The organism is Massilia atriviolacea, assembly GCF_003953935.1.
Classification (GTDB): Bacteria; Pseudomonadota; Gammaproteobacteria; order Burkholderiales; family Burkholderiaceae_D; genus Telluria_A; species Telluria_A atriviolacea.
In genome coordinates this window covers 64,326-83,461 of the sequence record NZ_RXLQ01000017.1, presented here as the reverse complement: position 1 = coordinate 83,461, position 19,136 = coordinate 64,326, and the positions used below count along the sequence as shown (strand labels likewise).

Annotated in this window: 15 protein-coding genes and 1 pseudogene; 9 read left to right on the top strand and 7 right to left on the bottom strand. The window is 66.2% G+C overall.

From position 1 onward, the window contains the following. The first annotated feature begins 451 nt into the window (after positions 1-451). Positions 452-1,432: a chemotaxis protein gene (locus EJB06_RS25370; RefSeq protein WP_126076814.1), complete on the top strand. Its 981-nt coding sequence runs from the start codon at positions 452-454 to the stop codon at positions 1,430-1,432. Positions 1,433-1,491: 59 nt separating this feature from the next. On the opposite strand, the gene EJB06_RS25365 is transcribed toward EJB06_RS25370, so the two are convergent. The 3 genes from EJB06_RS25365 to EJB06_RS25355 all read right to left on the bottom strand — a co-directional run bounded on the left by EJB06_RS25365 (position 1,492) and on the right by EJB06_RS25355 (position 3,702). Continuing rightward, positions 1,492-1,674, bottom strand: a complete 183-nt coding sequence (locus EJB06_RS25365) for a hypothetical protein (protein WP_126076813.1) — start codon at positions 1,672-1,674, stop codon at positions 1,492-1,494. Positions 1,675-1,721: 47 nt separating this feature from the next. Continuing rightward, entirely contained in the window at positions 1,722-2,780 is a 1,059-nt protein-coding gene (locus tag EJB06_RS25360) for an alpha/beta fold hydrolase (protein WP_229427282.1), read from the bottom strand. A 115-nt stretch (positions 2,781-2,895) separates the two neighbouring features. Further along, entirely contained in the window at positions 2,896-3,702 is an 807-nt protein-coding gene (locus EJB06_RS25355; protein ID WP_126076812.1) for an EcsC family protein, read from the bottom strand. Positions 3,703-3,848: 146 nt separating this feature from the next. Here EJB06_RS25355 and EJB06_RS25350 point away from each other — a divergent pair, with 146 nt between their 5' ends. The 5 genes from EJB06_RS25350 to EJB06_RS25330 all read left to right on the top strand — a co-directional run bounded on the left by EJB06_RS25350 (position 3,849) and on the right by EJB06_RS25330 (position 7,389). After that, a complete protein-coding gene (locus EJB06_RS25350) occupies positions 3,849-4,826 on the top strand; it encodes an SMP-30/gluconolactonase/LRE family protein (RefSeq protein ID WP_126076811.1) in 978 nt (325 codons plus the stop codon). A gap of 195 nt (positions 4,827-5,021) precedes the next feature. After that, on the top strand, positions 5,022-5,213 hold the full coding sequence (locus EJB06_RS25345) for a hypothetical protein (protein ID WP_126076810.1): 192 nt from the start codon (positions 5,022-5,024) through the stop codon (positions 5,211-5,213). 126 nt (positions 5,214-5,339) lie between these two features. Then, positions 5,340-5,957: an AIM24 family protein gene (locus EJB06_RS25340; RefSeq protein WP_126076809.1), complete on the top strand. Its 618-nt coding sequence runs from the start codon at positions 5,340-5,342 to the stop codon at positions 5,955-5,957. A 79-nt stretch (positions 5,958-6,036) separates the two neighbouring features. After that, the gene (locus EJB06_RS25335) at positions 6,037-6,648 is read left to right on the top strand and encodes an AIM24 family protein (RefSeq protein ID WP_229427281.1); all 612 of its coding nucleotides are present in this window, start codon (positions 6,037-6,039) and stop codon (positions 6,646-6,648) included. 3 nt (positions 6,649-6,651) lie between these two features. Next, the gene (locus EJB06_RS25330) at positions 6,652-7,389 is read left to right on the top strand and encodes an AIM24 family protein (RefSeq protein ID WP_126076807.1); all 738 of its coding nucleotides are present in this window, start codon (positions 6,652-6,654) and stop codon (positions 7,387-7,389) included. Positions 7,390-7,413: 24 nt separating this feature from the next. Here the strand turns inward: EJB06_RS25330 and EJB06_RS25325 are convergent, their stop codons facing one another. After that, positions 7,414-8,379, bottom strand: coding sequence for a DMT family transporter (locus EJB06_RS25325; RefSeq protein WP_126076877.1), 966 nt, complete (start codon positions 8,377-8,379; stop codon positions 7,414-7,416). 216 nt (positions 8,380-8,595) lie between these two features. Then, complete coding sequence (locus EJB06_RS25320) at positions 8,596-9,411, bottom strand: APH(3')-I family aminoglycoside O-phosphotransferase (protein WP_126076806.1); 816 nt, start codon at positions 9,409-9,411, stop codon at positions 8,596-8,598. A gap of 236 nt (positions 9,412-9,647) precedes the next feature. Between EJB06_RS25320 and EJB06_RS25315 the strand changes: the two genes are divergently transcribed. Continuing rightward, positions 9,648-10,256, top strand: coding sequence for a hypothetical protein (locus EJB06_RS25315; RefSeq protein WP_126076805.1), 609 nt, complete (start codon positions 9,648-9,650; stop codon positions 10,254-10,256). Between the two features lie 191 nt (positions 10,257-10,447). Continuing rightward, positions 10,448-12,946: a PAS domain-containing hybrid sensor histidine kinase/response regulator gene (locus tag EJB06_RS25310; protein ID WP_126076804.1), complete on the top strand. Its 2,499-nt coding sequence runs from the start codon at positions 10,448-10,450 to the stop codon at positions 12,944-12,946. 15 nt (positions 12,947-12,961) lie between these two features. Here EJB06_RS25310 and EJB06_RS33145 read toward each other — a convergent pair. Beyond that, a pseudogene (locus EJB06_RS33145) lies at positions 12,962-14,084 on the bottom strand (ABC transporter ATP-binding protein). 1 nt (position 14,085) lies between these two features. Beyond that, the gene (locus EJB06_RS25300; RefSeq protein WP_126076803.1) at positions 14,086-17,868 is read right to left on the bottom strand and encodes a GH36-type glycosyl hydrolase domain-containing protein; all 3,783 of its coding nucleotides are present in this window, start codon (positions 17,866-17,868) and stop codon (positions 14,086-14,088) included. Positions 17,869-18,098: 230 nt separating this feature from the next. Here EJB06_RS25300 and EJB06_RS25295 point away from each other — a divergent pair, with 230 nt between their 5' ends. Beyond that, positions 18,099-19,136 (top strand): LacI family DNA-binding transcriptional regulator, encoded by a 1,038-nt coding sequence (locus EJB06_RS25295; RefSeq protein ID WP_126076802.1) that lies wholly within the window; start codon positions 18,099-18,101, stop codon positions 19,134-19,136.

The following is a 19,136-nucleotide window of genomic DNA, read 5'->3' as shown; positions in this document are numbered from 1 at the left end:
GGCCACGATCTTGAACGCCATTGCGTCGCACGCGCTCGTTATCACTGTTAACAGGGAGAGATGCAGGAAATGGGCATCGGGAAAGCGTGCGGCAGGCCGCAGGGGCCGGAGACGAGCGGGTCAAGGCTCATGGGCAAATTGTAGCACCGAACGAAAATTAGTGCTTTGCAGCACTAAACGTACGAACGGCGCAACAAACCGGGGCGCTTCGGATGAAAGCCGATGATGCGGGAGGAATATTTACACGTATAATCGATTCGACTGGAACGCGGGTTTGCCCGCCTTGCACGCTTGATTTCTCACCCTGATCCCCCATCCCCCGGGATCGACCAGCTCCGCCTGTCGGCCCAAGCCCGCCGATGCATCAGAACCAGGTTCGCGCCGCGCAGCATGGCGCGCTCATACAGTTGCCGCCGGCCGCCGTCCAGCCGGGCGCAGGGAAAAGGAAAAGATGAATAACGTTCAACAGGATATCGACGAAAGAAGCAATCTCACCAGTCTCAACAAGCTGGAATTGCTCCTGTTCCGTTTGGGTGGCGATGCCGAGGGCAACCACTCCGAGCTGTATGCGATCAACGTGTTCAAGATCCGCGAAATCGTCGCGATGCCGCACGTCACGCCGATTGCCGATTCTCACCCGCATATGTTGGGTGTGGTTAATTTGCGCGAGCAGATCATTCCGGTCATCAATCTCCCTGCGGTGGTGGGATGCATTCCGGCGGCCGGCCTCAAGCTGCTGTTGATCACCGAATTCGCCCGCACCACGCAAGCCTTCGCCGTGGAAGCGGTGGAAGAGATCGTGCGCCTGGAGTGGACCTCGGTGCTGCCGGGCGACAAAACCGCCAGCGGCGCGCTGGTGACCAGTATCGCCAAGGTCGACGGCGACGTGCCGAACACGCGCCTGGCGCAGGTGCTCGACGTGGAATCGATCTTGCGACAGCTGCACAGCAGCGAAGAGCCGGACGTCGATGTCGACACCATGGGCGCGCCGATCAATCTGCCGGAAGGGCAGGTGATCCTGGCGGCGGACGACTCGGTGATCGCGCGCGCGCTGATCGAAAACGCCTTGCAGGCCATGGGCGCCAAGTATGTGATGACTAATTCCGGCAAGCAAGCGTGGGACAAGCTGGAAGCGATCGATATCGCGGCCAAAAAAGAGGGCAAGACCGCGCGCGACAAGGTGGCCCTGGTGCTGAGCGACCTGGAAATGCCGGAAATGGATGGCTTTACCCTGACCCGCAATATCAAGCAGGACAGCCGCTTCTCGACCATACCCGTGATCATTCACTCGTCGCTGTCGGGCGCGGCCAACGAAAATCACGTGAACGGGGTGGGGGCGGACGCCTACATTGCCAAGTTCGTGCCGATCGAACTGGCGGCCTTGCTGCGCAAGACCCTGGCCAAGAACACGACGCCGCAAAAGCGCGGCTGAGGTAGCACACCAAGCTCGTCCCGGTGCAGGCACGCCTGCGCCGGAACGACCCGCTGTCGTCAGTGATTCTGCTTCTGCTTCGCCCCACCGCCCGCGCCTTCGTCCTTGCCTGCCTTGATGCGGCTTGTGGCGTCGTGGCTGCTCTTGTCCTCCTTCTTGCCGGCCGCCGAATTGACGTCGGCTTCGGTTTCCGGGCTGCCAGACTGCTTGTTTTGCGTGCCGCTCGATGTCGATTCGGTCATGGTAAATCTCCTCGTGGCAGTGAAAAAACGGTGCGGTGCGCCGCTGCCTAGTGCAGCGTCGCGCCTGTATCGTGCTGGGCCCAGGCGGGAATATGCGCGTAACCGGCGCGTGCCCCGACTTCGAGCCGGGCGACCGCCGCCATGATGGCGTCGGGATTGGCGTAATGCAGCATGTGCCCGCAGCCCTGTTCCAGCTGCAGGTCGCTGTGCGGAACATCCTTGTGAAAGCGCAGCGCATGCGCCTCGGGACTGACCACCCGGTCGCCACAGCCGGCCAGCACCGCAATCGGCAGGCGCAGTTCGCCGTAGCGCTGCGACAGGCGCGCCGCCGCCGACATCAGCATGCCGCTCTCGGCCGCACTGGCGCCCAGCTGCGCGGGCCGCAGCGACATCCATTCGGGAAACCGATTGAAGCGCTCGGGAACCGGCGCGGGGCCGAACATGCGCCGCGCCAGCGCCGGCCACATCAGCCGTCCCAGCAGCGGCGCCACGGTATTTCTCAGCAGTTGCCCGAGCACCGGCATGGCGGGCGCGGCGGCCAGGGGCGCATCGAGCCGCATGGTCGGATAGTAGTAGCCCGATACCAGGGTGATGGCGCGCACGTAGCGCGGATAATCGAGCGCCAGCGCCAGGGTCACCAAGGTGCCCCAGGAGTGGCCCACGATCACCGGCCGCTCCACGCCCAGCGCGCGCAAGGCCTTGTAGATCAGGCGCGCCTGCGCTTCCGGGGTCCAGCTGGTGCCGGCGGGACGCTCGCTGTGGCCGAATCCCGGCCGGTCGAACACGATCACGCGATGCGATTCGGCCGCGGCGTCGAGCAGGCCGCTGAGCGCAAAGTCATCCGAATGCAGGCCATTCCCGTGCAGCAGCACCAGGGGCGAACCCGTGCCGCGCTCCACATAGTGCAGGCGCACGCCGTCGATCTCGACCACCCGGCCCGGCGCGGGATTGGCTTGTTCGGCCTCGCGCTTTTTGGCGTGCACGTACAGCGCCGACGCGGCCAGGCCGGCCGCGGCGGCCAGCAGGGCAACGCTGCCCCAGCCGGGCGTGCCCGGTTCGGTGTGGGTGGAAATGCGACTCGGCATGGCGGTGCGGTTGTAAGGCATGGTGGTTCCTGCGGCAGGTTGATGAATGGCTGTCGTGGAGCTACTTTGCCTGTCGCACCCAGCGCCGGTCTGTGCGCCAGTCAACAGTGCGCGCACCTTGGCGGTGCGCCTGCGATCAGTCCCGCAGTTGCAGATAGGCGGCGGCGACCGCCTCCTGCCCGTATACACGCTCCAGCCGGCGCACCGTGAAGTGGCCGCGCGCCATGTCCTGGAAATGGTTGATGAACAAGGTGTTGACCAGCGCGCCGCCGGCCGCGCCGATCACCGGCACCATCATCGCCGCCGCCTTTTGCGAGACGTGCACGTTGAAGCGGGCGGCGATCTGGGCGATCAGGCGCACCAGCGCCGGCGCTCCTTCGCTGGCCATGGCATGCTTGGCCAGGTAAGCCGACGCTTCCGACATGGCCTGCGCCAGCGCAAAGCGCGCCGCGTAATAGCCCGATTCCGAGGCATCGTCGGCGGCCGTCTTGCCGCCCAGCGAAAACACCATCAGGCACGCCAGTTGCGCGTCGCCCGAGGCCAGGTCTTCGCCCTGGGCGCGGCCGATGTCGGCAATCGAGCGCAGCATGACGACGGTGGAGACCGGCAATTCGACCGCCAGTCCGGCGATGCCGAAGGCGCCGCCGGCCGCGCCGCTCAGCGCCACCGCCGCGCTGTGCAGCTTGGGGAAGGAGCTGGTGCCGGTGGGGCGCAGGGTGGCGTTGGCCACGTTCAGGCATTTGGTGAGCGAGGCCTTGGTGACGGTGGCGATCTTGCCGCTCCAGGAAGCGGGCAGGGCCTTGACTGCCGCTTCCAGCGGCATGCCGATCACGTCGGTGATGCGCGCCACGTAGCCGGGATGCTCGAGCAACTGCCTGGCCTGCTTCAGTTCGGCCAGGTGCTCCTGCGACAAGCCGGCGCCGGCCGGGGATGAACGTTCCATATTTCCTCACTGGTCAAATGCCGCTGCGCACGCTGCGACAGGGCGATGCGTGGAGTATAGGCGAGTCGGCCAAGACCGGCATGCGCGCGCGGAGGACTGCTACAATTTCCGTCCAGATAGCGCTAACATTGCCAAGGAGCCGAACGATGACACCGACCACGCCCGCCCGATTCTTCCGATCCAGCGCCAGCGCGCTGGCGCCCCGCCTGCTGGCTGCCGCGCTGCTGTGCGCGCCGATGGCGCAGGCCTCGACGGCCGTGTGCAGCGGCGCTGCCCCCAGCGGCGAACTGACGGCCACGCGCGTGCCCGGCACGGCGCCGTCCGGCAGCGAGCCGGGCCTGTACGAAGGCCCGGTCTGGATCGGCGACGCGCTGTACTTTTCCGATTTTACGTTCGGCCCCGGTTTTCCCTCGCGCATCCAGCGCCTGGGGCCGGATGGCACGCTCACGACGGCGCTGGCCGACAGCGGCAGCAACGGCCTCGCGGTCGATGCGCGCGGCAATATCGTGGCCGCCAACCACAAGGCCAAGGGCGTCTCGCGCGTCGACCTGGCCGGCGCCAAGCGCATCCTGATCGCCGGTCGCCATGAGGGCAAAGTCTTCAATTCGCCCAACGACGTCGCCATCGCCGCCGACGGCACGATCTACTTCACCGATCCGACCTTCCAGCGCGCCGCCGCCCCGGGTGGGCAGGACGCCACCCGCGTGTACCGGGTCACGCCCGGCGGCACGGTGACGGTGGTGGAGGACGGGCTTGCCAATCCGAACGGGATTGCCCTGTCGCCGGCGGGGGAGACGCTGTATGTGAACGGCGGCGGCGGCGGCGGCGTGCTGCGCGCCTACCCGATCGAGGGCGGCGTGCCGGGCAAGGGGCGCGACCTCGTCGCCGGCCTGGAGGCGCCGGACGGCATGACCGTCGATTGCCTGGGCAATATCTATGTGACGGAACATACGGCGCAGCGCGTGCGCGTGTTTTCGCCGGCGGGCAAGGAAATCGCGCTGATCAGGGTCGACGCCAACATCACCAATGCCGCGTTCGGCGGCGCCGACGGCAAGACCCTGTACCTGACGGGCGCCGGCGCGCTCTGGCAACTTCCTCTCGGCCTGAGCGGTCATCCCTACTGACAAGAATAGGCTCTCAGGTCGCGGGGTGCAAAGTTTTGATGACTTGTGTTAAGAGTCGAACATACGCAGGGCGCGCGGGTGCGCATACTGGATTCATGCAGTAACTTTTCTCACCGAAAGAAATCATGAATACCGCGTATCGCCCGTTTGCCGTCCTGACCGTATCGCCACCGCCGTCGCGCCGGAGCGCCTGACATGAAAACCATCAAACCCGACTCCCAGCCAGCCTCGCGCATCGAACGCGAAATCGAGCGCGAGCGCGACCAGCGCCACAAGAACGACGATGAGCGCTCCGGCACCAGCCCGGCGTCCGATTTCCGCATCAAGGATGCGCGCGAAAGCAGCGATTCCGGCATCCTGCACCGCTCGCGCTCGCGCTACTACTGAGCCGGCGCGGCGCGGTCGCGCCAGGCTTGACAAATTGCTGTCTTGACACACCAGCCTGACACAACCAGAATAAGACGTTCTGGTTGCCGGCGGCCGCGCCGCGACCGCCTTTGTCAGGAGTAAGCCGTGACCCGTTTCCGTAATAATTCCGACCGCCTGCTGGAAGTGAGCCTTCAAAACGAGAAGGTGCTTGCCATCGCCGGTTCCATGGTCGCCTACACCGGCACCATCAAGTTCGAAAAATCCATTCTCGGCGGCGAGGGCATCTTCGGCGCGCTCAAGCGCAAGGTGACCAACGAGGGCATGCAGCTGATGCAAGCCTCGGGCAACGGCACGGTCTTTTTTGCCCAGGACGCGGCCGAGATCACCGTCATCCCGCTGTCCGGAGAAAAGATGATCATCGAAAGCAGCAGCCTGCTGGCCTACGATTCCTCGCTCAAGACCGGCACCAGTTTCGCCGGCCTGCGCGGCGCGGTGTCGGGCCAGGGTCTGTTCAGCACGACGGTCGAGGGCCAGGGCAACATCGCCGTCATCTCGCGCGGCAACCTGATCATGCTCGAAGTCACGCCCGCCAACCCGCTGCGCGTCGATCCCGACGCCTTTGTGGGCTACAAGGGCAATATCACCCAGGAATTCGTGTTCGACGTCAACTGGCGCACCATGGTAGGCGAAGCCTCCGGCGAATCCTACCAGCACAAGTTCAGCGGCCAGGGCGTGGTGTTCATCCAGCCCGCGGAACGCTGACAGGTGGCGCGCAGCGCTCTTGAACAATCGAATTTAGTGGGAGAATGCCATGCCGGCGTACCAGCAGATCAATGAAAAAATGATTGAGGTCAAACTCAATAACGAAGAAGTCTTCGCCAAGAAGGGCGCGATGATTTCCTACCAGGGCGAGGTGGCCTTCAGCCGTTCCTTCCTGGCGGGGCAGGGCGTGGAGAGCATCGCGATGCGCGCCGCCACCAACGAGGGTTATTCGCTGATGATGGCCAAGGGGCGCGGATCGGTCTACTACGCTTACGACGGCCTGTTCGTCACCATCATCCCGGTGCGCGGCGACACTTTATATGTCGAAAGCGAAAACGTGCTGGCGTTCGACGCCCGCCTGACCGCCGGGACCATGTTCCTCGGCAACCAGGGCGGTGTCCAGGGCATCGTGCGCGGGGCCGTGTCGGGCCAGGGCTTGTTCACCAGCACCTTTCGCGGCAATGGCGAGGTGGCGATCCTGTCGGACGGCAACGCCATCGGCTTGCCGGTCACGCCGGACGTGCCGGTATGCGTCGATCCGCAAGCCTACATCGGCCATACGGGCCAGCTCAGTTCCGCCATCGTCACCGACCTGAACTGGAAGACCTTCGTCGGCCAGGCCTCGGGCGAATCGTACCAAGTCAAATTCACCGGCCAGGGCACGGTCTACATCCAAGCGAGCGAGAGGTAAATCATGACAGTCTACAATCCAGCGAACTTGCCGAAGAACGATAACCTGAACCGGTTTGCCTTCGTGGTCGATGTCAGCGAGCAGATTTTCATCCGCAAGGGCAAGATGATCGCCTTTTACGGCAACCTGAGCTTCGAAGCGATGGGCAGCAGCATCGTCGACATGCTGGCGCGGCACGCCTTCAACGCGCCGAAGTACATCCACAACTTCGTGGTGGCGCAGGGGCAGGGACAACTGATCCTGGGCGACAACGGCAACGACATCGCCTGCTACGACCTGGATGCGGCCAACATGACGATCCGCGCCAAGAACCTGCTCGGCTTCACCAAGAATGTGATCTGCCAGGAATCGACCCTGCCGGGCTACCTGACCCTGCTCGGCACCGGCAAGATCATCGCCTCGTCGAACGGGCCGGTGCACTTCCTGGAATTGCCGTGCCGGGTCGACGAACAGGCGGTGCTGGGCTGGGCCGATTGCCCGAGTCCCTCGTACCGCTACGACTACGATCACGTCAGGGGCTTTATCTCGACCGTCGGGGCATTGACGGGTTTCAGCCTGTCGGGCGAGGAAAAGCAGGTCGACTTTACCGGCGCCGGCACGGTGCTGGTGCAATCGTCCGAACTGGAACTGAGCAACAACTCGACCCTGGCGCATCTGGTGTCGCTGTTGCCGCAACTGGGCAAGGAAGATTTGGGCAAGCTCAGCCTGTCGCTGCAGCAGCAAGCCCAGCAGCGCCGTTAGACGGCGTCGGCAGGAAGGGCGGCGCTACCCGTGCGCCGCCGTCTGTTCGGCCACCGGCTGCAGCGCGTGCATGCGCACCGCCCACACCACCCCCGCCACCAGCAGGACGATCGCCGCCATTTCCAGCGTCCGTGGATACTGGCGGTGATACACGAACCCGTACAGTAAAGCGAACAGCGTTTCGAACAGGATCAGCTGGCCCGACAGGGTCACCGGCACGCGCCGGCTGGCGATATTCCACAGATGGTTGCCGATCACCGAGGCGCCCAGCGCCAGCAGGGCGTTGGTGATCCAGAACATCGTCCAGTTGCGCCCGCTTGCCGCGCCCGCCGCACCGGTGACGTCGCCATGCCAGACGGCAAAGGCAAGCACGCCGATCGCCAGCGCGATCAGGCCGCTGGCCATGCCGTACAGGGCCGACCATTCCGCGCTGCTGAAATGGGCATTGCGCTTGAGGAAGCGCGCATTGTCGAGCGCGTACCAGCTCCAGCACAGCAGGGCACCGAAGGCGCACAGCACGCCGAGCAGGGTGGCGCCGGGCGCCGCGCCGCTGGCGCGCGCGTGCAGGAATACATCGAGATTGATGCAGGCGATGCCGGCGCCCACCACCAGCAGCGGCAGCGCCAGCTGCGCCATGGGAATGGCGCCATGATCCTTGCGCCCGAGCAAGGTGACGGTTATCGGCAGCAAGCCGATGATGAGCGAGGTCGGCGCCACGCCAGCCAGCTTGACGCCCAGCGCCAGCAGCATGTAGTAGACGATATTGCCCGCCAGTGCATGGCGCACCAGCGCCGCGCCATCGCTGCGGTCGAGCCGTTGCAACAGGCCGCGCAGGCGCGGCAGCATCAACCCGGTGGCGATGGCGCCATAGGCGATGTAGCGGCCCACGGCCAGTTCCACCGGCGAGAACGCGGGTAACAATTCCGGGACGATGAACACCATGCCCCACATCGCGCCGGCCAGCAGGCCGCACAGTACGCCGTTCCACATCGTTTTAATTCCCGTCATGCATTTAGTTGCCAAGTCTGACAGTGTGGCACGAAGTCGCGGCCGCTGCCGGGCGCTGTGGCTGTCGGCCGTCGTGACGCATGGGGGAGACTGCGCTTGTGGCTGATCGGCCGGCGAGGATGGCGTGCTGTGGCCGCGACTGGGACGGTCGGGTGGGTGCTGGCTACCCTTGCGATGGAGGAGCGCGGCGTTGCAAATTCAAAAAAGTTCGTCCAGCAGCAAGTGGAACCGCAGTTTGCGTCGATCGGGAAACGGTAGTCCATATTGCAGGAACAGCCGATCCGGCAGCGCCTCACCGTAGTCGCCAAGATTGTTCCAGGCGATGGCGAGATCCTGGTAGCGGTCGGCAAGGCCCGCCCCTCCCACATCGATGCAGCCGACCACCTCGCCGTCATGCATCAGCAGGTTATCGAGCGAATAGTCGCCATGGGTGACCACCAGGTCCGGCGCCAGCGGCAGATGGTCTTGCAATGACGCCCAGACCTGCTCGGCCGTCCAGCCTGCGCGCTCGTCATCGAAATCGTCGACGTCGACGGCGCCCGCATCGATGCGCTGGCGCGCAAGGCGCAGCTTGACAGTGTGGTCGCTGTTGAATGGACACGCCTCCACCGGAATCGCGTGCAGCCGGCGCAGGAAGGCCGCCAGTGCGTCGACAATGGCAGGGCCCAGCTCGGGGCGCGATGCCAGCAGTTCGCCGGCCGTTTTTCCTTTCAGCGCGCTCGTCAGCAGCCAGGCCTGATCGGGCGTGCGGACAAAGTGCACGACCGACGGCACGGGCACGAATTGCCCCAGCCAGCGCAGCCGTGTCATTTCATCCGTCATGTGGTCGGCAATGGCACCGGTTCCGTGCTTCAGGAACAGATCCGGCGCGTCGCTCCTGCCATGAAGCCGATGGAGGGAAGCGCCGGACTGGCCGACCTTGTTGCGCTCCCATGCATATGCTGCGAGGGTGGCGCCGATCGCCGTGGGGAGCGACGCTTGCATACAGGTTTGTTCCGGGCTGGAGTGGCTCATTCGATCGGGCTGTTGTCCTTGCGGTTGATCGGCTCGATGCCGCCGACGCCGACGACACCTCCGGGCGTGGATTTTAACGCACGGCAGGGTCGAAATGAAGTCACTCGCCCTGTGAAGCATGCAGCCAGCCTGGGGGCCAGTCATTCCATCCGTGTATCATGCCTGCCTTTCTGATTCGGAGATCCTACATGCTTCAACCATCTTCCCTATGCCGTGCCGCTATCGTCGGCTCCGCCATGCTGACGCTGTCCGGCTGCGCGGGCGTGCCTGCCAGCGCCACCGTCGCAGTGGCCAATCCCACGACGATGGTCTTGGCGACACCGTATACCTGGTCCGAAGCCCATTCGACGTTCGGGAGAAAGGTGACTTTCGAGTACACCATGGTTGCAGGTAATTACACCGGCGCGCGGGAAGACAGCGGTGGAACTTTCTACGAAGGCGAAGCCAACTGCCTGAGCAAGAAAGTCATCTACACCAATATCGACGCTTTCCTGCTCGATACCGTATGGACGCAGCGCTGCGGAGTCTATGTACCCAGGTCGGCCGATCACGGGGTCAAGGTCTATTACTACAATGCTGGCTCGACGGCGCAGTTTCCGGGACAGCCAGGGTCGGCGACCCAGGCCCCGCGGGCGCCCGAGGTGAACACGGTCGCCATTGCCGAGAATGTCGTCGGCGCCAACCCTGGCGTGTCCCCAATGCAATTTGGTGTGGCTGCGGGACTTGGCGCCGGGCTCGGCGGCATGATCCAGGATGCGCAACAAAAAGCGCTGCTGAATAACGCCCAGTTCCTCTTCTATCAGCCTGAACAGCCGGCCTTGCGCAGCGCCTTCGGTATCCGGTAAACAGCGCCACGGCGCTCACCTTCTCGACCGCTAGTCCATGCTGAAAAAAACCTGAGCCTGCCAGCCAGCGGTTGCTCCCATGCGCCAGCGTCGATCCGGCGGACCCGACGCCGACCCGCAATTCCAATCGAACTGGTGTTGACTGCCTGTAGTATTGGCGTTTATCCGGTCATCATGCAGGTGTCGTCGATATGGAAGCAAACATTCAAGCAAGCACCGAGCTCGATCTCCGTGCGCTATTCGATGCGACCCCGTCGCCTTATCTGGTGCTGGCGGACGACTTGCGCATTGTGTCAGTCAATCAGGCATATCTGAAGGCAACAAAGACCCGGCGCGAGGAGATTCTCGGGCGCGATATTTTCGAGGTCTTTCCGGACAACCCGGCAGATCCCAGCGCGAGCGGGGTGGCAAAGCTGCGCGAATCGCTCGAGCGCGTACTGCGCAACAAGTGCCCCGACACGATGGCGATTCAACAATATGACATACCGGTACCCGGTCCGGACGGTGTGCATTTCGAGGAGCGCTATTGGAGCCCGATCAACACACCTGTCTTCGGACCCGGCGGAGAAGTGACCCACATCATTCATTGTGTGGAAGACGTCAACGACTTCGTCAGGGCGTGCGAGCGCGCCTCGCGCATGGAGTCGACCATCGGCGACCAGGCGCTCGAGATCGAGGTCGCAAACAGGCGCTTGCGCGAAGCCAACAATACACTTGAGCAGCGGGTGGAGGCGCGGATCGAAGCCCAGCTTGAAGCGGAAGAAAAGTTGCGGGCAAGCGAAATCCGCTTCCACCTGCTTGCCGATTCCATCCCGCAGATCGTGTGGATTGTCGACGACAGCGGGCGCGGCGTGTTTTTCAACAAGCAATGGTCGGTCTATACCGGTGTGGCGATCGATACCATCGCGCCTGCTGACATTTCTGCCGAGTTCGTCCATCCCGACGACCACCTTGCGACCATGCAGGCGTGGGAGCGTGCCCGTAAAAACGGGCACAATTTCAGCGTCGAGCACCGGATCCGCTCGGCCTCGGGCGAATATCGCTGGTTCCTGGTGCGCGCGGAATCGTATCGCGACCCGCACACCGCGGAAATCCTGATGTGGTTCGGTACCTCCACCGATGTCCACGACCGGACCCTGGCCGAGGCGGCATTGAGCGAGCGCGAGCAGCTGCTGCGGCTGGCGCTCGATGCCGCCGACGTGGGCGAATGGGATGTCGACATGCGCAGCGAAACCATGTTCTGGCCGCCGCGCGTGAAAGCCATGTTCGGCATCTCGGCGCATTCTCCGGTGACGCTGGCCGATTTCTACGAGGGCGTCCATCCGGACGACCGCGAACGCACGCTCGCTTCCTTCGCCAGCACCGCCAACCCGGGACTGCGCATCCAGTACGAGTCGGAATACCGCACCATCGGCAAGGAGGACGGCGTCATTCGCTGGGTTGCCGCCAAGGGACGGGGCCTGTTCGACGAGTCCGGCGAATGCATCCGCATCATGGGGACGGCCATCGACATTACCAGGCGCAAGGCAGACGAAGAGAAGCTGCGCGAAAGCGAAGAACGATTGCGCCAGGCCGACCGCAGGAAAGACGAGTTCCTGGCGATGCTGGCCCATGAATTGCGCAATCCGCTGGCGCCCATCAGCGCGGCGGCCGAACTGTTGCAAATGGCGCGGCTCGATGACGAGCGCGTGCGTCGGACCAGCCAGGTCATCGGGCGCCAGGTCAGGCATATGACCAGCCTGGTGGACGACTTGCTGGACGTCTCGCGCGTCACCCGTGGCATGGTGGAGCTGGACAATACGCCGCTCGATGCCCACCACATCGTTGCCGACGCCGTGGAGCAGGCCACGCCCCTGATCCGGGCGCGCCGGCACCACCTGGAACTGCACCTCACGCCCGAGGGGGCGATGATGCAGGGCGACCGGAAACGCCTGGTGCAGGTGCTTGCCAACGTGCTCAACAATGCCGCGAAATACACCCCGGAAGGCGGCAACATCCGCCTGCGCACCGATGTGCGCGATGCACAGGTGCTGATCGAGGTGGCGGACGACGGCATCGGCATGGCGCCGGAACTGGTGGCGCGGGCATTCGACCTGTTTGCACAGGCCGAGCGCTCGTCCGACCGTTCCTCGGGCGGTTTGGGACTGGGCCTGGCGCTGGTCCGCAGCCTTGTGGAACTGCACCACGGAACCGTTACCTGCGAGAGCGCCGGCCCCGGCCAGGGTAGCAGGTTCACGGTCTGCCTGCCGCGCCTGGACCTGACGCAGGATCGTCGCCCGGTAGCGGGCGCCGCCGCCGCTGGCGGCCTGCTGAAGCAGGCGCACAGCCTGCGCATCATGGTGGTGGACGACAACGTCGATGCGGCGGCCATGCTGGCGATGCTGCTGGAAGCGTCAGGGCACCAGGTATCGGTCGAACATGATGCGCGCCGGGCGCTGGCGCGCGCCAGGGACGAGGTCCCGCAGGTCCTCCTGCTCGATATCGGCTTGCCGGATATCGATGGCAACGCACTGGCCCGGCAGTTGCGCGCCGATCCTTGCACCGCCGGGGCGGTGCTGGTCGCGGTCACCGGTTACGGACAGGGAAAAGACCGCGAGGACTCGCTGGCTGCCGGTTTCGACCATCACCTCGTCAAGCCGGTCGATACCACGGCGCTCGCTGCCATCCTGGCCGCAAGCGGGCAGGCGTGAGCGCAGGGCGGCGCGCTAGGGCGCACAGCGCCTGCCGTTTTCGCCGAATACGTGGATGCGCGCCAGCGGCGCTCCCAGCGCCAGATGCTGGCCCACCTCCCAGGTGGCGTCGGGATCGGCCCGCACCACCGCCTGCTCGCCGCTGCCGGCCACGGTGGCGTACAGGTAGCTGCCTTCGCCCAGCCGCTCGACCGCGAACACGGTGGCAGGAATGCCGTCCGCCGTATCCGCCGCGATGTGCTCCGGCCGCATGCCCAGCGTGACCGGCGCGCCCGGCGCCATCCTCTCTTTCAGGCAGACCATCAACTGGGCGCCGCCGGCCAGCGCCACCACCGCCTGGCCCGCGTGCCACTGGCGGATCTCGCCGCGTAAAAAATTCATCGGCGGCGCACCCAGAAAGCCGGCCACGAACAGGTTGTCCGGCCGGTGATACAGGTCCAGCGGCGCGCCCACCTGTTCCACGCGCCCCGCGCGCAGCACCACGATNCGCGCCCACCTGTTCCACGCGCCCCGCGCGCAGCACCACGATGCGGTCGGCCAGGGTCATCGCCTCGACCTGGTCGTGCGTCACGTAGATCATGGTCGTGGCCAGGGTGCGGTGCAGCCTCGCCAGTTCGATGCGCATCTGCACCCGCAGCGAAGCGTCCAGGTTCGACAGCGGTTCGTCGAACAGGAACACCGCCGGCTGGCGCACGATGGCGCGTCCGATCGCCACGCGCTGGCGCTGGCCGCCCGACAGCTCCTTCGGGCGCCGGTCCAGCAGCGCTTCGATCTGCAAGGTCTGCGCCGCCTTGCGCACCGCCTCGTCGATCTGCGACTTGCGCTTGCCCGCCAGTTTCAGCGCGAACGCCATGTTCTGATACACGCTCATATGCGGGTACAGCGCGTAACTCTGGAACACCATGGCCAGCCCGCGCTGCGCCGGCGGCACCTCGTTCACGCGCGCGCCGTCGATCAGGATGTCGCCGCCGTCGATGTCTTCCAGCCCGCAGATGGCGCGCAGCAGGGTCGACTTGCCGCAGCCGGACGGGCCGACGAAGACCACGAACTCGCCGTCGCCGATGTCGAGATCGATCCCGTGCAGGACCGCCTGCGCGCCGAAGGACTTGCGGATGCCGGCCAGCTGGACCCGCGCCATCTCAGGCCGCGCGCAGCACGACGACCACGCGGTGCGCCGCGCCGTCGGCCTTCATCGGGATCATGGCCGCGCCGTCCTCGATCGGCGCTTCGCGGCCGTCGAGCGAGGCGGCCACCACCAGCGAGCCGTCGCCGATGGCGTCGTTGATCACTTCGATGTGGTAACTGGTGGCGCCGTCCGGCAGGCGGTAGCGGATCGAAAAGCGCGGCCACGCGGCGGGCACCACCGGTTTGATGCGGATTGCGGCCCCGCCGTCGAGCGTGAAGCCGAGCACCGATTCGAGCGCGACCCGGTAGGCCCAGCCGGCCGAGCCGGTGTACCAGGTCCAGCCGCCGCGCCCCACGTGCGGTTCGGCGCCGTAGATGTCGGCCGCGATCACGTACGGTTCCACCTGATAGCGCGCCACCGCTTCCGGGGTCAGGGTGTGGCTGATTGGGCTGAGCATTTCGAGCAGTTGCGCGGCGCGTTCGTTGCGGCCCGCTTCGGCCACCGCGCGCACCGCCCAGCAGGCCGCGTGCGTGTACTGGCCGCCGTTTTCGCGCACGCCGGCCACGTAGCCCAAGATATATCCGGGGTCCTGCTTGGTGTGCACGAAGGGTGGCGTAAGCAGGCGAATCAGGCCGTCGCTGTCCGACACCAGCCTTTGCTCCATGGCGTCGAGCGCCATCCGTGCGCGCCCGGCCGGCGCCGCGCCGGAAATCACCGACCAGGCCTGGGCCAGCGCGTCGATCTGGCATTCGTCGCTCTCGCTCGACCCCATCACCGCGCCGTTGTCGTAAAAGGCGCGCCGGTACCATGCGCCGTCCCAGCCTTCGCCGTTGAGCGCCACCGCCAGGTGGTCGCGGTAGGCGCTGTAGGCGGCAATCCGCGCCGTGTCGCCGCGCCGCTCGCACACCGGCAAAAAGTCGCCGATGATGCGGAACAGGAAAAAACCCATCCACACGCTCTCGCCGCGTCCTTCGCGCCCGACCCGGCTCATGCCGTCGTTCCAGTCGCCGGTGCCCATCAGCGGCAGGCCGTGCGCGCCCTTGGTCAGCGAGCGGTCCAGCGCGCGGCAGCAATGCTCGTACACGTCGGCGCTGGCGCAGGCCGGTTCCGGATGCAGGAACACTTCGTCTTCGCCGTCTTGCAGCAGGGGCGCGCTGAGGAAGCCTTCCACTTCATCGAGCACGCTCCAGTCGCCGGTGGACTTGAGGTAAAAGGCGGTGATGTAGGGAAGCCACAGCAGGTCGTCCGAAAAACGCGTGCGCAGGCCTTTCTCGAGCGGGGCCGGGTGCCACCAGTGCAGCACGTCGCCTTCGATGAACTGGTGCGCCGCGTGCAGGCAGATCTGCTTGCGCGTCATTTCGGGCAGGGTGTAGATCAGCGCACTGGCGTCCTGCAGCTGGTCGCGGTAGCCGAACGCGCCGCCCGACTGGTAGAAGGCCGAACGGCCCCAGATGCGGCAGCTCAGGTTCTGGTAGGCCAGCCAGCCGTTGACCATCAGGTCGATCGCCGGCACCGGCGTTTCGATCTCGATGGCGCCGACGGTGTCGCTCCAGAACTGGCGCACTTCGGCCAGCGCCTGTTCGACCGCGGCGCCGCTGCGGTAGCGCCGCACCAGCGCCTGGGCGTCGTCGGCGGAGGTGGTCTCGCCCAGCAGCACGCAAAATTCGACCTCTTCGCCGGCGCCGATGGTCAGGCGCGCCTGGAACGCGGCGCACGGATCGAGTCCGGGACCGGTGCGCCCGTCCAGGCGCGCCTCGCCCAGCGCCGCCGGGCGCGCCGTGGTGCCGTGGGTACCGATGAAGGCGGCGCGGTCGGCGCTGTGGAAGCTGGCGCTGGCCGGCGGTGCGGTCAGCGCGGCAAAGGTGACGCCGTCGGCAAAGGGGCCGGCCATGCGGTTGGTGGCCAGCAGGACCCCGCTGTCCCAGGTGGTGCAGATGTGGCGTCCGCTGTCGGCCGGGGTGCTGCCCAGTACCAGCTGCTGGTACGAGAACAGCGAAACGGTGCGGCTGCGCGCTTCGGTGTTGCGCAGGCGGATGCGCACGATCTTGAGCGGGTCGTGGCGCGGCACGAACACCGTCGATTCCTGTTCCAGGCCGTAGCTGGCGTGGCGGAAGGTGGTGTAGCCGAAGCCGTGCACGGCTTCATAGCTTGCGGCCGCCGGCGCCGGGCCGGGCATGGGCGACCACCAGCTGCCGTCGTCTTCGTCGCGCACATACAGCGCTTCGCCGTGCGGGTCGCGCACAGGGTCGTTGAACCAGGGCGTGAGCCGGTGTTCGCGGCTGTTGCGGCTCCAGGTGTATCCGGCGCCGGTTTCGCTCACCAGCACGCCCACCTGTTCGTTGGCGATCACATTGGTCCAGGGCAGGGGCGGGCGGCTCAGGCCTTCGGCGCCGTCCCATTCGAGGCGGATCACGTATTGCTTGCCGTCGGCGGAGAAGCCGCCGTCGCCGTTGAAGAAACGCAGCGGCGCGCGGTCGCCGCCGTCCTGCGCATGCTTGCGGTGCGGCGGGCGGGGAGGGCGCAGCACGCTGGCGCGCGGCGCAAACGCCGGCAGCTCGCCCTTGACCACCATGCGCGCCTGGGCGCTGACCCGTTCCAGGTCGGCGCTGTCGACCTGCATCGGGTCGAGCAGGGTGACCGGGCCTTGCACGCCGGGCCAGTCGGCTTGTGCGCCGACCAGCACCAGCTGCAGCGGCAGGTCCAGCGCATCCCAGTAGCGCGCCGCGTCCAGCAGCGCTTGCGCGTGCGGGTCGCGCGCACCGATGGCGGTGACCACGCACAGCACGCGCTCCCTGGGCAGGCCGAGCGTCTCGGGCAGGCTGTCGGTGGACAGGCGCGCGTCGCCCGGTCCGCGCAGGGCGCTCTCGCCGTACAGGATGGCGGCGGCCAGCGCTTCGGCGTAGGCGGCTTGTTCGGTGTCCAGCGCCAGTGCCGTGAGCAGGGCGGCGCGCCGTTCGCCCGCCGTGCGCCCGGCCAGCTCCGGCGCCGGCGCGCCGGCCAGCAGCGCCAGTGCGGCTTCGCGGTCGGGCGCCGCGCCGAGGGCGAAGACGATGACGGCATTCGCGTCGGCGTCGAGCGCCACCTTGCGGCGCAGGCTGAACGAGGGATCGAGCACGTTGCCGGCCGTGCCGGAGAGCGGCGTAGAAGCCGCCAGCGCGGCTGGCGCGGCCAGGCTGCGGCCACGCCCGATGAAGCGTTTGCGGTCGGTCTCGATGCCGGCTTCCTCGCCGCCGCTGGCGGCGTGCACCAGCCAGATGCAGGCGTCGTCGTCGCCGCGCGGCCGCCGCCGCGCCAGCAGCGCGCCGCTCGCCGGCACCGACTCGGTCTGCACGAACAGCTTCGAAAACGCCGGGTGCGAGGCTTCGGCGGCGCGCTTGTTCAGCACCACTTCCAGATAGCTCGTCACTTCGATGCGGCGCGCGCGCGCACTGGTATTGCGCAGGGTCAGGGTGCGCAGCTCGACGTCGGTCTCGGGGGCGACGACGATGTCGAGCCGCGCTTCGATGCCGAGGTGGCGGCAGGACAGCCAGGCGCCGCCATCGTCGCCGCCGAAGCCGTAGCGCGCGCCGGCCACCGCGCAGGGCTGGGCCCCGACCGACCAGAACTCGCCGCTGTCGAGGTCGCGCAGGTAGATGAAGTAGCCGTCGCCGTCTTCCACCGGGTCGCCCTGCCAGCGCGTCAGCGCATGCGCGCCGAGGTCCGTGGCGCCGCTGCCGGCGGCCGTGACGAGCACCCGCAGTTGGCCGTTGGAGAGGAAGCGGGCGCCGGCGGCGGGGCTGAATGGAATCGGAGTCATGGGCAGGTTACGGTCGTTTGCATAGGGGAGACTGCAATGTAAGCGGTTACATCCTGATAAATTTTACATGACATCTTTGTTAAAAAAGTGAAATTTCAACCAGAAGTCGTCGTTTTTCAGTTGAAAAATTTACATAAAACCACGATGGGCTGAGCCCGATTGCGGTACATTAGAAAAAATGTAATCGGTTACCCGGGTTTTATGCAGGGCGGATGAGGAGCGATGTTTTTATGGCGGTAACGATCAAGGATGTGGCGCGCGCGGCCAATGTGTCGGTCGCTTCGGTGTCGCGCGCGTTGAACGGCAGCGGCACCGTCACCGACGAGACGCGCCAGCTCGTGTTGGCTGCCGCCCGCAGTTTGCGCTACATTCCGCACAGCGGCGCGCGCAGCCTGTCGACCAGCCGCACCCAGACCATCGGCGTGGTGCTGCCGGACCTGCATGGCGAGTTCTTTTCGGAGCTCATTCGCGGCATCGACATGGCGGCGCACCGGCGCGGCCTGCACCTGCTGGTATCGAGTTCGCACGGCGACGCCGGCGAGGCCGCGCAGGCCGTGCGCGCCATGAGCGGCCGGGTCGATGGCCTGATCGTCATGTCGCCGCACGTGGATGCCGGTTTTTTGCAGGACAACCTGGCCGGCAACCTGCCCATCGTGCTTGTCAACACGCGCGCCACCGGCCACGATTGTTCGGCCCTTGCGGTCGACAACTACGGCGGCGCGGCCGACATGGTGCAGCACCTGATCGAGATGGGGCACCGGCATATCGTCATGATCGCCGGCCCGGCCGACAACTTCGACGCCGAAGAACGCCTGCGCGGCTTTCGCGACACCATGGCGCGCCTGCTGCCCGGCGCGCCCCCGTTCGAGCCGGAAGTGCTGCGCGGCGACTTCGGCGAGGAATCGGGCTACCGCGCCGGCCAGCAGCTGCGCGCCCTCAAGCGCCTGCCCGACGCGGTGTTCGCCGCCAACGACATGATGGCGATCGGCTGCCTGTTCGCGCTGGGCGAGGGCGGCCTGGTGGTCCCGCGCGACATCGCGCTGGCCGGCTTCGACGATGTGCCGACGGCGCGCTTCGTCACGCCGCCGCTGACCACCGTGCGCGTGCGGATTACCGAAATGGGCAGCCGCGCGCTCGAATGCCTGGCGTTTGAAATAGAAAATCCGCAGGGAACGAACAAGACCGCGCAGGTGGTGCAGACCGAACTGGTGGTGCGGCGCTCGTGCGGCGCGCACGCGCAGGGTGCGGCGGACAAGGGCAGTCGATAA